Raw genomic sequence first — 16,364 nt, forward strand, 5'->3', positions numbered from 1 at the left:
CATGACGTCGTCCCGAGAGGACCGCATCGCGGCGCTGCCCGCTCACCTGCGGGAAGCGCTGCGCCGCCGGATGGCCGGAACGGCCGGCCGCGCGCCGGAGATCCCGTCCGCCGCCGACCGTTCCGGCCCCGTGCCCCTGTCGTCCGCGCAACGCAGGCTGTGGTTTTTCAGCCGGCTCCGCCCGGACGATCCCGAGTACAACAGCGCGTTCGCCCTGCGGTTGAACGGCGACCTGGATGTCGATGCGCTGGCGACTGCGCTGCGGTTGCTGGTCGCCCGGCACGAACCGTTGCGCACGACCTTCCACGAGGTCGACGGCGAGCCCCGGCAGCTCGTTCAGCCGCCGTATGAGGTGGCGCTTCCGGTGGTGGATGCCGCGCCGGAAGACCTCGACGCTGTTCTGAAGGCGGAGTATTCGCGGCCGTTCGATCTCACGCACGGGCCGTTGCTGCGTGCGGTGCTCGTGCGCCTTGGTCTGGCTCAGCACGTGCTGTTGGTGTGCGTGCACCACATCGCCACCGACGGCGCGTCGATGGGAGTGCTGACCGAAGAACTCGGCCTCCTTTATCGGGACGGCGAGCGCGCGGACCTGCCCGCGCAGCCGTTGCAATACGCGGATTTCGCGGTGTGGCAACACAATCGCCCGACCCGCACGGCCGGGCTGGAGCACTGGACCCGGCAGCTGACCGGGGTGACGCCGCTGGAGCTGCCGACCGATCGTCCGCGTCCGGCCGCCCGCAGCACGGCCGGCGCGGTGCGCGAGTTCGGCGTTCCCTCGGACGTGGCCCGCCGGCTCACGGAACTGGCGCGGACCTCGGAAACCACCTTGTTCACCGTGCTGTTCGCGGCCTGCCAGGCGCTCTTCGCGCGCTACACCGGCCAGGAGGACATCGCGCTCGGCACCGTTGTCTCCGGCCGGGACCGGCCGGAGCTGGAACGGGTCGTCGGATTCTTCGTCAACACCGTCGTCCTGCGCTCGGAAGTGGACCGGTCCGCGTCGTTCGCCGATCACCTGGCGGCGGCCCGGCAGACCGTCCTCGACGCGTTCGCGCACGACGACGTGCCGTTCGAGGAAGTGGTCGACGCCGTGCACGCGGGCCGCGACCCCGGTCGCAACCCGTTGTTCGACGTCATGGTGCTGCTTCACAACGCGGGCGCCGGGCCGGTGTTCCCGGGCCTGGCCGCCGAACCGGCCGGGGTGACGCGGGATTCGGCCAACTTCGACCTCACCGTCGAGTTCGAGGAATCCGGCGGCCGCCTCGCCGGGCTCGTGGAATACAGCACCGAACTGTTCGAGGTCGGGACGATCGACCGGCTGATCGCGCACCTGCTGCGGCTGCTGGCCGGGGTCAGCGCCGACCCGGGCCGCCGGATCGCCGACGTGGCACTGACCACCGAGACCGAGGAAGCCCAGCTGCTCGGCTGGCGCGGCCCAGTCGTCGACGTCCCCGACGGCACCATCGTCGACCTCCTCGACCGCCAGGCGCGGACCCGGCCGACGGCGACCGCGCTGGTCTGCGGCGACGTCCGGCTGAGCTTCGCCGAACTCGCCGCCCGCACCGACGTGCTCGCCGCGGATCTGGCCGGCCGGGGCGCCGGGCCGGACCGGGTGGTGGCCGTGCTGCTCCCGCGCTCGGCCGACGCGATCATCGCGCTGTTCGCCGTGCTCAAGGCCGGGGCGGTGCACCAGTCGATCGATCCCGGCCTGCCTGCCGAGCGGATCGAGGTGCTGCTGGCCGACACGAAGCCGGTGGTGGTGCTGGACCGCATCGGCGGCTTCACCGACGGTCCGCGCCCGGCCGCGCCGCAGCCGTCGGATGCCGCCTACGTCATCCACACCTCCGGTTCGACCGGCACGCCCAAGGGCGTCGTGGTCGAGCACGCGGCCCTGGTGAACCTCCTGGTCAACCACCGCGCGGCGTTCGGCCGCGAGCGGTTGCGGGTGGCGCTCACGGCGTCGCTGTCGTTCGACACGTCGTGGGAAGGCCCGCTGCTGCTCGCGGACGGGCACGAGCTGCACCTGATCAGCGACGAAACCCGGCTCGACCCGGCCGCGCTGACCCGGTACCTCCGCGACGAGCACATCGGCTTCCTCGACGTGACCCCGTCCTATCTGCGGCAATTGCTGCCCGCCGGACTGCTTGAGGGCGAGCGGCGGCCGCGGTTCCTGATGGTCGGCGGCGAGGCCATCGGCGAGAGCCTGTGGCACGAACTGGCCGGATCCGGGGTAGCCGCCGGAAACTACTACGGCCCGACAGAGTCCACTGTGGACGCGACGTGGGCCCGGGTGACCGGAGACCGGCCGTCGATCGGCCGTCCGCTGGGGAACGTCGGCGCGTACGTCCTCGACGACCAGCTCCGGCTCGTCCCGGCCGGAGTCCCCGGCGAACTCTGCCTCACCGGAGCCCAGCTCGCGCGCGGTTACCTCGGCCGGCCCGGCCTGACCGCCGACCGGTTCGCGGCGAATCCCTTCGGCGCGCCCGGAACCCGTCTCTACCGGACCGGCGACCGTGCCCGCTGGACCGCCGACGGCAGGCTGGAACACCTCGGCCGGACCGACGACCAGATCAAGGTCCGCGGCTTCCGCATCGAGCCCGGCGAGGTCGAGACCGCCCTGCGCGCCCAGCCGGGTGTGATCGATGCGGCCGTCGACGCGCGTGATGGCCGACTCGTCGCGTATGTCGTCGGCGAGCCCGCTGACTTGCGGAGCGAACTGGCCACGGTTCTGCCCGCGCACCTGGTGCCGTCGGTGTTCGTGCACCTCGACCAGCTTCCGCTGACCCGGCACGGCAAACTGGACCGCCGGGCGCTCCCGGAACCGGAGATTTCCGCGTCAGCGCAGTACGTCGCCCCGCGAGACGAGCGTGAACAGCTCGTGACCGACGTCTGGGCCGAGGTGCTCGGCATCGAACGCGTCAGCGTCGAAGACGATTTCTTCGCCCTCGGCGGCGATTCGCTGCTCGGCATCCGGGTGGTCGCGCGGCTGCGTGCCGAACTCGGCACCGACGTCCCCGCCCGGCTCGTTTTCACCGCGCCGACCCCGGCGCTGCTGGCCGCACAGCTGCCCGCCGCGTCCGCGCCGCAGGAAGCGATCCCGCTCCTCCCTCGCGGCGACGGACCGTTCGAAGCACCGCTTTCCTTTTCCCAGCAACGACTCTGGTTCCTCGACGAATTCGACCCCGGCAGCACCGAGTATGTCTCGCCGACCGCACTGCGGTTGCGGGGCGACCTGGACGTGCCTGCCCTGAACCAGGCGCTCACCGCGTTGGTAGCCCGGCACGAATCCCTGCGCACGACTTTCGCGACGGTCGACGGCCGCGGCGTGCAGATCGTCCACCCGCCGCATGCCGTCGATCTGCGGGCTGCGGACGGAGACCTGGCCACCGCGCTGGCCGCCGCGACCGGACCGGTCGACCTGCACACCGGTCCGTTGCTGCGCGCCGCGCTCACCCGGCTCGGCCCCGACGACCACGTGCTCACGCTGGTGCTGCACCACATCGTCACCGACGGCTGGTCCTCCGGCGTCCTCCTGAGCGAACTCGCGACCCTGTACTCCGCGTTCACGCGCAGCGAGGAACCGGGATTGCCGCCGCTGCCCGTCCACTACGCCGATTACGCCGTCTGGCAACGAAACCGCACCGATTTCGACAGCCAGCTCAGCTACTGGCGGCACCGTCTCGCCGGTCTCGAACCGCTGGAGCTGCCCACCGACCGGCCCCGCCCGGCCGTCCGGACGAAGAACGGCGCACTGCACGAGTTCAGCGTCCCGGCCGGCACCACCGCGCGGCTCGCCGAGCTGTCCCGGCAGCAGGGCAGCACGCTCTTCATGACCCTGCTCGCCGCCTGCCAGCTGCTGTTCGCGAGGTGGTCCGGGCAGGACGACGTCGCGGTCGGCACCGTCGTGTCCGGCCGGGAACGCACCGAACTGGAAGGCCTGATCGGGTTCTTCGCCAACACTCTCGTCCTTCGGTCCACTGTGGACCTGACCCGTGGCTTCGACGCCTTCCTCGGTGAAGTCCGCGACACCGTGCTCGACGCGTTCGCGCACCAGGACGTCCCGTTCGACCGCGTCGTGGACGACGTCCAGCCCGAACGCGACCCCAGCCGCACCCCGTTGTGCCAGGTCATGGTCGTGCTGCACAACACCCCGGACGCCCGCCCCGCGCTGCCCGGGCTCGCCGTCGAGGAGGTCGCGCCGCCGATCGTGACCGCCGGCTTCGACCTGGCGATCCACTTCCAGCAGGCCGCCGGGCGGCTCGACGCGGTCGTCAACTACAACACCGACCTGTTCGACGCGGGCACGATCCAACGGCTGAGCAACTGGCTGCGCATCCTGCTGGCCGGAATCGCGGCGACCCCCGCGCGGGCGCTCGGCCGGTTGCCGTGGATCACCGCCGACGAGCGCGACCGCGTCCTGCGAGACTGGAACCCCACCGTGGTCGCGGCCCCGGAACCGACGCTGCACCGGCTGTTCGCCGCGCAAGCCGCCCGCACCCCGCACGCCGTCGCGGTGACCTGCGAAGGCGTCGAACTGACCTACCGCGAGCTGGACCGGCGGGCAAACCGGCTGGCGCACCGGCTGATCGCCGAGGGCGCCGGCCCGGAACGGCTGGTGGCCCTGCGGTTGCCGCGTTCGGCCGACCTGGTCGTCGGAATTCTCGCCGTGCTGAAGTCCGGCGCGGGATATCTGCCGGTCGACCCGGACTACCCGGCCGCGCGGATCGAGGCGATGCTGGCCGACGCGCAACCGGTGTGCGTCGTGGACACGGTCGCGGCCGACGGCCAGCCGGACACCGACCCCGGGGTGCGGGTCCGGCCGGAGAACACCGCGTACGTCATCTACACCTCCGGTTCCACCGGCGTGCCCAAGGGCGTTCTCGTCCCGCACGCGAACGTGACCAGGCTGTTCTCCTCGACCGACCACTGGTTCGGCTTCGGTGACCAGGACGTCTGGACGCTCTTCCACTCCTACGCGTTCGACTTCTCGGTCTGGGAGCTGTGGGGCGCGCTGCTGCACGGCGGCCGCCTGGTGGTGGTTCCGTCCGACACGGTTCGCTCGCCGGAGGAGTTCCTGGCCCTGCTGGCCGAACAGCGGGTGACCGTGCTCAACCAGACGCCGTCGGCGTTCTATCGGCTCGGCGCGCTGCCTTCGGCACCGTTGAGCCTGCGGTACGTGATCTTCGGCGGCGAGGCTCTGGATCCGGTGCGGCTGGAGGAATGGCGGCGGCGGCATCCGGACGGACCGCAGCTGATCAACATGTACGGCATCACCGAGACTACCGTGCACGTGACCTATCGCGTGCTCGACGACCGCGCGACGGTGGGCGTGCCGATCCCGGACCTGCGCGCCTACGTCCTGGACGCCTGCCTCGAACCGGTGCCGCCCGGCGTCACCGGCGAGCTGTACGCCGCGGGCGCGGGCCTCGCGCGCGGCTACCTGAACCGGCCCGGACTGACCGCGTCCCGGTTCGTCGCGGACCCGTTCGGCGCGCCCGGCACCCGGATGTACCGCACCGGCGACCTGCTGTGCTGGACCGCGACCGGCGAACTCGCCTACCGCGGCCGGGCCGATCACCAGGTCAAGATCCGCGGTTTCCGCATCGAACTGGGCGAGGTCGAGGCGGCGCTCTCCGCGCATCCGGACGTGACCGGCGCGGCGGCCGTCGCGCACGGCACCGGGGATGCCCGGCGGTTGGTGGCATACCTGACCGGCACGGTGCCGGGGACCACGGTGCTGCGTGAGTATCTCTCCCGCTCGCTGCCCGCGCACATGATCCCGGCGGTGTTCGTCGCGCTGGACGAACTGCCGCTCAACGCGAACGGGAAGCTCGACCACCGAGCACTGCCCGCACCCGGCGCGCGCGTCGAAAACCGTTATGTGGCACCGCGCACCGAGATCGAGACCCTGCTCGCCGAGGTCTGGTCGACAGTGCTCGGCGTCGACCAGGTCGGCGTCGAGGACAACTTCTTCGGCCTCGGCGGCGACTCGATCCTCAGCATCCAGGTCGTCTCCCGCGCTCGCCAGGCCGGGCTGACGGTGACGTCGAAGGACCTTTTCCAGCATCAGACCATCGCGGAACTGGGCCGGGTCGTCACGACCGGCGGCCCGGTCGCGCCAGTGCCGGAGCAGGCCGGACCCGCGCCGCTCGGGCCGATCCAGTCGTGGCTGTTCGAGCATCTGGCGCAGCCGTGGCGGCTGACCATGTCTGTCCACCTTGTACTGTCCGAAGTGGATGTTTCGCGACTGACCGCCGCGATCGCTGAAGTCACCGCACGGCATGCCGCACTGCGGATGCGGTTCTCCACAGTGGACGGCAGCTGGCAGCAGGAACCGATTGCCGCGGAACCGGCGGACATCCTGCGGCACGCCGATCTGTCCGAAGTGGACGACGTAGTCGCGGCAATGCACAAAGAGGCAGTGCGCGTACAGACCTCGTTGGACGTCGTCAACGGCCCGGTGTGGCGCGCGGTCCTGTTCACCTTCCGGGACCGTTCGCCGCAACTGTTCCTCACCGCGCACCACCTCGTCATGGACGGCGTCTCCTGGCGCGTCCTGCTGGGCGACCTGGAACGGGCCTATCAGGGCGAACCGCTGGAACCGACGGGCAGCTCCTTCACGCACTGGGCCCGGACGCTCGCCGACCACGTCCGCAGCGGCGGGCTCGACAGCGAGGCCGAGTACTGGGGGAGCGTGCTGCGCGGCGTCGAGACCGGACTTCCGGTCGACCGCTCCGGGCGCAACACCGCGGAGTCGGCGCGTTCGGTGTCGGTTTCCCTTGGCCGCGCTGAGACTTCCGCGCTCCTGCAGGACGTGCCCGGCGCGTACCGGACCGAGGTCAACGACGTCCTGCTGAGCGCCCTCGCCCGCGTACTGGCCCGCTGGACCGGCCGCTCCCGGGTCGTGCTCGAGATGGAAGGCCACGGCCGCGAGGACGTCGCCGCACCGCTCGACCTGTCCCGGACGATCGGCTGGTTCACCGCGCAGTACCCGGTCGCGCTGACCGTGCCCGGCGACGGCTGGGACGCGATCCTCAAGTCGGTCAAGGAACAACTGCGCGCCATCCCGAACAAGGGCGTCGGCTACGAAGCGCTGCGCTATCTCACCGAGTCGCCGCTGCGGGACGACCCGACGCCGCGGATCTCGTTCAACTACCACGGCCGCTGGGACGTCGGGACCGCCGAGGACGGGCTCTACCAGGGTCGCGGGGAAAGCCTCGGCCACGACTCCGCGCCGGACAGCGTCCGCCCGTACCTGCTGGACGTCGTCGGCGTGGTCGAATCCGGCGAACTGCACCTGACCTGGGAGTACTCCGCCGAGGTGCACGAGGAGGCGACCGTCCGCGCCCTGGCCGAGGCGACCGTCGAGGCGCTGCGGGAAATCATCGCGCACTGCGCCTCGGCCAGCGGCCGCACGCCGTCGGACTTCCCGCTCGCCCGGCTCGACCAGGCGACGGTGGACCGGCTCGCCGGGGACGGCCGCGAGGTCGAGGACATCTACCCGCTGACCGCACTGCAGGCGGGCATGGTGTTCCACAGCCTGGTCGACAGCGGGTCGAGCGCGTACTTCGACCAGTTCCGGCTGCGGCTGGCCGGAATCCGGGACCCGCGCGCCCTGGCCGAGGCCTGGCAGCGGATGGCGGACCGCACGCCGATCCTGCGCAGCAGCACGGTGTGGGACGGCGTCGACGAGCCGGTGCAGCGGGTCCATCGCGGGGTCCGGGTGCCGGTCGGCCAGCACGACTGGCGCGGCCTCGCTCCGGAAGCGCAGCAGGCTGAGCTGGCGAAACTGCTCGAAGCCGACCTGGCCGCGGGCATGGATCTGACAGCCCCGCCGTTGATGCGCCTGGAGATCGCCCGGCTGACCGACGACGAGGTGCAGCTGCTCTGGACCTCGCACCACGTCCTGCTCGACGGCTGGAGCGCTGCCCAGGTCTTCGGCGAGGTGTGCGAGCAGTACACGGCGATTGTCGAAGGCACGCCAGCGAAACTGACGCCGCGCCGGCCGTTCCGCGACTACCTCGCGTGGCTGGCGGTGCAGGACCGGGCCGCGGCGGAGGAGCATTGGCGCGAAGTACTCGACGGCTTCGCCGCGCCGACTCCGCTGCCATACGACCGCCGTCCCCGCGAGGCACACCGCGCGGAATCCGGGGCGACGCTGCTGGTCGAGCTGTCCGCGGAAGAGTCGGCGGAGCTGCGCGAGATGGCGAAAACCGCCGCGCTGACGGTCAACTCGGTCGTGCAGGGAGCGTGGGCTCTGCTGCTCGCGCGCTACAGCGGCGAGCCGGACGTCTTGTTCGGCACGACGGTTTCCGGCCGCCCGCCGGAATTGCCCGGCGTCGAAGCGATGATCGGGATGTTCATCAACACCGTGCCGACGCGGGTCGAAGTCCGGAATGGACAGTCGGCCGCCGAATGGCTGCGCGCGATCCAGGCGGAGCAGGCGGACGCGCGCCGGTACGACTTCCTGGCGCTGTCGCAGCTGCAGACGTTCACTGGGGTCCCGGCGGGCGCGTCGCTGTTCGACAGCGTGGTGGTCTTCGAGAACTACCCGATCGAAGACAGCGGGCAGGACGGCGTCCGGGTGCTGGACGTCGAATCGCTGGACACCACGAGCTACCCGCTGAACCTCACCGCCTACCTCCACGACCGGCTCGGGCTCGAACTGTCCTACGACCCGAAGCTGTTCGACGAAGCCACCGCCCAGCGGCTCGCCGCACACCTCGCCCAGTTGGTGCGGGCGATCGCCGCTGATCCGGAGCGTCGCGTCGGCTCGCTCTCGCCGCTCACCGCCGACGAGCGAAGCGAGGTACTGGCCCTGGGACACGGTGATCCGGCCGACCTCCCGGCGGAGACGGTGCTGGACGTGTTCGACGCGACCGTCGCGCGAATGCCGCACGAGACCGCGTTGGTCTTCCACGACACGGTCCTGGACTTCGCGGAGGTCGACGCCCGAGCCACGCGGCTGGCGGAGGAATTGATCGAGCGAGGTGCCGGGCCGGAGCGGGTGGTGGCCGTCATGCTGCCGCGCTCGGCCGAGGCAGTCATCGCGTTCCTGGCGATTTTCAAGGCAGGCGCGGTGTATTTGCCGATCGACGCGGATCTGCCGGAGGAACGCGTCCGCTTCCTGCTGGACGACGCGCGTCCGGTGGTCGTGCTGGGCAGGCCGGACGAGAGCTACGCACCGCCAGCGCCGTGCTCGAAGCGGCCGGACGCGGACACCGCCGCGTACGTCATCTACACCTCGGGTTCGACGGGCACGCCGAAGGGCGTCGTGGTGGAACACCGCGCGCTGGTGAACCTGCTGGTCGCGCACCGGGCGATCTTCCTCGACCGAGGGCGGGAACGGGCGGCGCTCACCGCGTCGCTGGCCTTCGACGCGTCCTGGGAACCGTTGCTGGCCATGATCGACGGCCACGAGCTGCACGTGCTGGACGACGACACCCGGCTCGACCCGCTCGCCTTGGTCCGCGCCGTCCGCGCGCACGGGCTCAACCTGCTCGACCTCACCCCGGCCTACCTTCAGCAGCTGCTGGACGCGGGGCTGGCGACCGGCGAAGTCCGGCCCCGCACGGTGATCACCGGAGGCGAGGCGGCCACCGAAACGCTGTGGAAGCAGCTGGCCGCCGCGGACGTCACCGGGCACAACTACTACGGTCCCACGGAAGCGACCGTCGACTCGATCCACGCGCCGGTGGTCGGGGAGCAGCCGCTGATCGGCCGTCCGCTGACGAACTTCCGCGCGTACGTCCTCGGCGACACCGGCGAACCCGTGCCGCCCGGGCTGCCCGGCGAGCTGTTCCTCGCCGGACCGCAGCTCGCGCGCGGCTACCTCGGCCGGCCGGGGCTGACCGCGGACCGGTTCGTCGCGGATCCCTTCGGCCCGCCGGGGGAGCGGATGTACCGCACCGGCGACCAGGTCCGCTGGACCGCCGAGGGCTCGCTCGACTACCTCGGCCGCGTCGACGACCAGGTCAAGATCCGCGGGTTCCGGGTCGAGCCAGGGGAGATCGAGACCGTCTTGCGGCGGCATCCGGCGATCGCCGACGTCACCGTCATCGCCCGTGAAGGCCGCCTTGTCGCGTACATCGTCGGCGCATCGCAGGGCCTGCGCGAGTGGACCCGCGAACGGCTGCCGGAGCACCTGGTCCCGTCGGCGTTCGTGTCGCTGGACGCGCTCCCGCTCAACCGGAACGGCAAGCTCGACCGCCGTGCGCTGCCCGCTCCCGGGCGCGCCGGAACCGCCGAGTACGTCGCGCCGCGGACCGCCGCCGAACAGCGGCTGGCCGCGATCTGGGCCGATGTCCTCGGAATCGACCGCGTGGGCGCCGACGACAGTTTCTTCGAGCTCGGCGGCGATTCGATCCTCAGCATGCGGATCACCTCGCGAGTGCGCGCGGAATTCGGCGTCGAGGTGTCGCCGCGGATGCTGTTCTCCGCGCCGACGCTCGGCCAGTTCGCCGCCGAACTCCCCGCGCGGCAGGCTGATGCGGAATTGATCCCGGTCGTCACCCGGGACGGCGCGCTGCCGTTGTCGTTCGCACAGCAGCGCTTGTGGTTCCTGGACGAATTCGAGCCCGGCGGCCGGGAATACATTTCTCCCACCGCGTTGCGCTTGCGCGGCGAACTCGATATCGACGCCTTGCGAAAGGCCTTGACCACGGTCGTCGCCCGGCACGAATCGCTCCGCACCACCTTCGACGCGATCGAGGGCCACGCCGTGCAGGTCGTCCACGAGCCCGCGCCGGTTGAACTCCCGGTGGCGGATTTTGACGAGGCAGTGCTGGTCCGCGAGGCACTCCGGCCGTTCGACCTGCGCACCGGACCGCTGCTGCGCGCCCGGTTGTTCCGGGAGGAGTCCGGCGACCACGTCCTGCTGCTGGTGCTGCACCACATCGTCACCGACGGCTGGTCGGCCGGAGTACTGGCCGCCGAACTGGACACCTGCTACTCCGCCTATGTCCGCGGCGAGGAGCCGCGGCTGCCCGCGCTTCCGGTGCAGTACGCGGATTTCGCCGCCTGGCAACGGGATTTCCTCGACAGCCCCGACCTCGACGAGCAGCTCGACCACTGGCGGGACCGGCTCGTCGGCCTCTCGCCGCTCGAACTGCCCACCGACCGGCCGCGACCCGCGGTGCGCGCGAGCGAGGGGGACTGGTTCGGCTTCGACATCCCCGCCGAGGTCGCCGCGAACCTCCGCGAACTCGCGGGCGCGCAGCAAGGCACTCTGTTCATGACGCTGGTCGCGGCTTTCCAGGTCGTGCTGGCGCGGTGGTGCGGGCAGGAGGACGTGGCGGTCGGCACGGTGGCCGCCGGGCGCGAGCGGGCCGAGCTGGAACGCTTGATCGGCTTCTTCGTCAACACCCTCGTCCTGCGGTCCACAGTGGACTCAAGCGGGTCGTTCCGGCAGTTCCTCGGCGAAGTGCGCGACACGGTGCTCGACGCTTTCGCCCACCAGGACGTGCCGTTTGAACGGGTGGTGGACGCCGCCCAGCCAGTCCGCGATCCGAGCCGGACGCCGCTGTTCCAGGCGATGGTGGTGCTGCAGAACACCGGCGACCGTCCGGGCGGCGGCGCGCTGGTCGCCGAGGAGGTCGCCCTGCCCGCGACGAGCGCGACGTTCGACCTGCTCGTGCAGTTCGAGGAGGACGGCGGCGAGCTGCACGCCGCGATCAACTACGCCACCGGCCTGTTCGACGCGGCGACGATCGAACGGCTCGCCGATCGGCTGCTGACCGCGCTGACCGTTCTCGCTGCTCAGCCGGACCAGTCGATGGCTTCCCTGCCGTTGCTGCCGCAGTCCGAAGCGGACCAGTTGCGGAGGTGGAACGACACCGCGGCGACGGACCAGACGGCGTCCCTGGCGCAGCTGATCGAAGAACAGGCCGCGCGGACGCCGGACGCTCCCGCGCTGGTGTCCGCCTCCGGAGAGATCACCTTCGCCGAGCTGAACGCGCGGGCGAACCAGCTGGCCCGGCTGCTCGCCGAGCGGGGTTCCGGCCGGGAACGGATCGTCGCGGTCCGGCTGCCGCGCTCGACTGCGCTCGTCGTCACCGAGCTGGCGATTTCGAAGACCGGTGCCGCGTTCCTCCCCGTCGACCCGGGTTATCCCGCCGAGCGCATCGAGTTCATGCTGCGCGACGCCGATCCGGTACTGGTCGTGGACGAAGAACTCGACGCCGCGGAGTACGCGGACACGAACCTCGGTCTCCCGGTGGACCCGGAGCAACCGGCATACGTGATCTACACGTCCGGTTCGACCGGGCGGCCCAAGGGCGTCGTGGTGCCGAACGCCGGTCTGGCCACCCTCGCCGCCGCCACGATCGGCCACTTCCAGGTCCGCCCCGGCGACCGGGTGCTGGCGTTCAGTTCGCCCAGCTTCGACGCGTCGGTCGTGGAGATCTGCCTGACGCTGCCCGCCGGCGCCGCGCTCGTCGTTCCGCCCGAGGGGCCGCTGCTCGGCGCGCACCTGGCCGAGGTGCTGACCGAACACCGGGTCACGCACGCGGTGTTCCCGCCGGTCGCCCTGGCGACCGTGCCCGACGTGCCGCTGCCGGACCTGCGCACGGTGGTCGTGGCCGGTGACGTCTGCCCGGCCGAACTGGTCGCCCGCTGGGCGCCGGGGCGGCGGATGATCAACGCGTACGGACCCACCGAGTGCACAGTCGCGACCTCGTGGAGCGAACCGCTGTCGCCGGGCGGCCCGCCGCCGATCGGCAAACCGATCCGGAACACCGAGACCTACGTGCTGGACGCCGGACTCCGGCAGGCGCCGATCGGGTCGACCGGCGAGCTGTACGTCCGCAGCGCCGGGCTGGCCCGCGGCTACCTGTCCCGGCCCGGCCTGACCGCCGACCGGTTCGTGGCGAACCCCTTCGGCCCGCCGGGATCGCGGATGTACCGCACCGGCGACGTCGTCCGGCAGACGGCGGCGGGGGACCTGGAGTTCGCCGGACGCGTGGACCACCAGGTCAAGATCCGCGGCTTCCGCGTCGAACTGGGCGAGATCGAGGCGGCGCTGCGACGGCACCCGGACGTGCGGGAGGCCGTCGTGGTGGCCCGGGAGGCCGGCGGGCACAAGCGGTTGGTCGCCTATGTGGTCGGCGAAACCGCTCAGCTGCGCGCTTTCCTGGGCGAGGCGCTTCCGGACTACCTGGTCCCGTCGGTGTTCGTGCCGCTGGACGCGATTCCGGTGAGCCCGAACGGGAAGATCGACCGCGCCGCGCTTCCGGAGCCGGACTTGTCGGAGCTGCAGACCGCCGAGTACGTCGCTCCCGGGACTGAGCTGGAGGAACTGCTGGCGAACGTCTGGGCCGAGGTGCTCGGGATCCCTCAGGTCGGCATCGCGGACAACTTCTTCGAGCTCGGCGGGGATTCGCTGCTCAGCATCCAGGTCGTGCACCGCGCTCGCCAGGCCGGGTTGGCGATGCGCTCGAAGGACCTGTTCACGCACCAGACGGTCGCTGAGCTGGCGAGCGTGGTCCAGCCCGCCGATGCGGCCGAGGAGGATCGCGAAGCCGTGGTCGGGGCGGTTCCGCTGACGCCGATCCAGCGGTGGTTCCTGGATGCCTCGCCGGTGAATGCGGCGCATTTCAACCAGTCGGTGCTGATCGAGCTGAACGGCCCGGTGGACGAGGAGGTCCTGCGGCAGGCGATCGATGCGCTGGTGGCGCAGCATGATGCGCTGCGCCTGCGGTTCGAGCAGACTGCCGAGGGGTGGATTCAGCACAACGACCCCGTGGATTCCGGGTCCGTGCTGCGCCTGGTGTCCACTGTGGACCTGGAACGTGCGGCCGACGACGCTCAGGCGAGCTTCGACCTGGCCCGGCCGCCGCACCTGCGGGCTCTGCTGTCGGATAGCGCGGAGAATCCGCTGCTTTTCCTGGTCGCCCACCACCTGGTGGTCGACGCCGTTTCGTGGGGCATCCTGCTGGAGGACCTGGAGCGGGCCTACCGGCAGATCGAAGCCGGGGAGAAGCCTGATCTGGGCCCGAAGACGACGTCGTTCCGGGACTGGGCACGGCGGTTGCGGGAGTTCGCCGAATCCGGGGCGCTGGACGGCGAGCGTGCGCATTGGGCCCGGGACTTGCCGGGTTGCGAGATCCCGGTGGATCGGGCGGGTGCTGCTCCTGAGCCGCAGGACTTGGTGACCATTCGCGTCGACGCGCGGGAGACCGATGCCCTGCTGCACCTCGCTCCCGGTGCTTATCGGACGCGGATCAACGACGTGCTGCTGACTGCGCTGGCCTGGACTTTGACGCGCTGGACAGGCGAGTCCGCGGTGGCTGTCGATCTCGAAGGCCATGGGCGGGAGGAGATCCTGGACGACGTCGACCTGACCCGGACCGTCGGGTGGTTCACGACGCTGTTTCCGGTCGCCTTGGCAGTCGATCCGGGCGCGAACTGGCGGAACTTGGTCAAGTCAGTCCGGCGGCAGTTGCGGGCGGTGCCGGGGAACGGGTTCGGGCACGGGGTCTTGCGGTCCTTCCGCTTCCCCGACCTCGGCCGGTCCGCTCCGCGGGTCGCGTTCAACTACCTGGGGCAGGGGGAGAACACCGGGACCGGGGACGGGTTGTTCCTGCGTTCGCTTCCGCCGCTGGGGCGGGACCAGGATCCGGCCAACCGGTCGCTGCACGCGCTCGAGGTGGTGGGCGGAGTGCGGGAGGGGCAGTTGGAGTTCTCGTGGTTCTACCTGCCGGACCAGCACGAACGGGAGACGGTCGCCGGGGTGGCCCGCGGATTCGCGGACGCGCTGCGGGCTATTGCCGCGGATTGCCGGGGTGACGAGGCATGAGCGGGATCGTCGGCAATCGCGACTATCGGCTGCTCTGGACCGGCCAGGTCGTTTCCGAGGCCGGGTTCAGCACCACCACCATCGCGTTTCCGTTGCTGGTGCTGGCGCTCACCGGGTCCGCGGCGCAGTCCGGGCTGGTGCTCGGGGCCGTGGCGATCAGTCAGCTCGTTGCCGGGTTGCCTGCCGGTGCGTTGGTGGATCGGTGGCATCGCAAGCGGATCATGCTCTGCTGCGAGGCTGCGCAGGCGGTCGCGGCGGGCGGGCTGGTGCTCGCGTTGTATTGGGGCGTCGCGGATGTGTGGATGCTCGTTGTGGTGGCCGTCGTGATGGGGCTCAGCCGGGCGTTGTTCGAGCCGGCTGAGGAGGCCAGTTTGCCTCGGCTGGTGGCGGAGGAGCAGGTGCCGTCCGCGGTGGCGATGAACGCTGCCCGGACTAGCGCGGGGCAGTTGTCCGGGACTGCGCTGGGCGGGTTTCTCTTCGCGGTGGGGCGGGTTGTTCCGTTTCTCTTTGATCTGGTCGCGCATGTGATCGCGTTCGTGTCGTTGTTGTTCGTGCGATTGCCTCGGCAGGCGGAGCGTCCCGCGGATGGCCCGCCTCAGCATCTTGGGCGGGAGATTGTCGAGGGGCTTCGGTGGGTGTGGTCCCGGCCCGCGTTGCGGGCGACCGTGCTGTGCGTCGTCAGTTTGAATCTGTTCTTTTCCGCGTATTACCTCGTGATCATTGTGCTGGCCAATGAGCGGGGGGTTCCGGCCGGGGAGATTGGCGTGATGGCGGCGATGTTGGGGGCCGGGGGGATTCTCGGGTCGTTGGCTGCGCCGTATCTGCATCGGTGGCTTAGTGCGTATGGGCTGGTTATCGGGGTGTTCTGGGCGTTGACCTTGTTGACGCCGCTTGCCGTGTTCGTCCACAATGGATATGTGATGGGTGCGTTGTTCGCGGCTATTGCGTTTTTGCCGCCTGCTGCCAATACTGCTATTGCCACCTATCAGTTGTTGTCCACTCCGGACGGGTTGCGGGGGCGGCTCGGCGGGGTGCTGGGGGTGACCGGCGGGTTGGCTGCCGCGGCCGGGCCCGCGTTGGGCGGGTGGTTGGTCGAGGCGTTGCCCGCTGCGTCCGCGGTGCTGGCTTGTACTGGGTCGATCGCTGTGGTCACTCTTGTGACCACGTTTAGCGGGACTTTGCGCGGGTTGCCTGCCGCGCCCCGGGTTCGGGAACTGGAAGAGACTTCTGGTCAGTGACGGAGAAAGGGAAGTTCTGATGGATGACGGTGCGGTGTTTCAGGTTCTGGTCAATGCGGAGGAGCAGTATTCGCTGTGGCCCGCGGACAAGGAGGTTCCGGCTGGGTGGCGGGCTGACGGGGTCCGGGGGAGCCGGGAGGAGTGCATGAAGCATGTGGACGAGGTCTGGACGGATATGCGGCCTCGTTCTCTTCGGGAGCGGATGGCGGCTGAGTAGTTCTGCTCGTCGCCTGGCGGCGACATTGCGTCCACGGTTGCGTGGGGCACCCCGAAGCTGAGTGTGACTACGGCGCGGGGGTGCTTGTCAAGGCGGGAAAGATGCCTTGACAAGCACC

General features: G+C 70.6%; 3 protein-coding genes. All 3 read left to right on the forward strand.

Features of this window, described 5'->3' with window-relative positions; all coding sequences use genetic code 11:
• Position 1: 1 nt before the first annotated feature.
• From ABZX37_RS34020 to ABZX37_RS34030, 3 genes are read left to right on the forward strand one after another with little or no spacing between them, the layout of a single operon-like run.
• Positions 2-14,791: a non-ribosomal peptide synthase/polyketide synthase gene (locus ABZX37_RS34020; protein WP_354746591.1), complete on the forward strand. Its 14,790-nt coding sequence runs from the start codon at positions 2-4 to the stop codon at positions 14,789-14,791.
• A complete protein-coding gene (locus tag ABZX37_RS34025) occupies positions 14,788-16,029 on the forward strand; it encodes an MFS transporter (RefSeq protein WP_354746593.1) in 1,242 nt (413 codons plus the stop codon). Before ABZX37_RS34020 ends, ABZX37_RS34025 begins: the two co-directional genes overlap by 4 nt.
• A 19-nt stretch (positions 16,030-16,048) precedes the next feature.
• Positions 16,049-16,246 carry an MbtH family NRPS accessory protein gene (locus tag ABZX37_RS34030; protein ID WP_354746595.1) on the forward strand — a complete coding sequence of 66 codons (198 nt, stop codon included), beginning with the start codon at positions 16,049-16,051 and terminating at the stop codon, positions 16,244-16,246.
• Positions 16,247-16,364: the final 118 nt, after the last annotated feature.

This window comes from Amycolatopsis sp. NPDC004079 (assembly GCF_040610415.1).
Lineage (GTDB): Bacteria > Actinomycetota > Actinomycetes > Mycobacteriales > Pseudonocardiaceae > Amycolatopsis > Amycolatopsis halotolerans.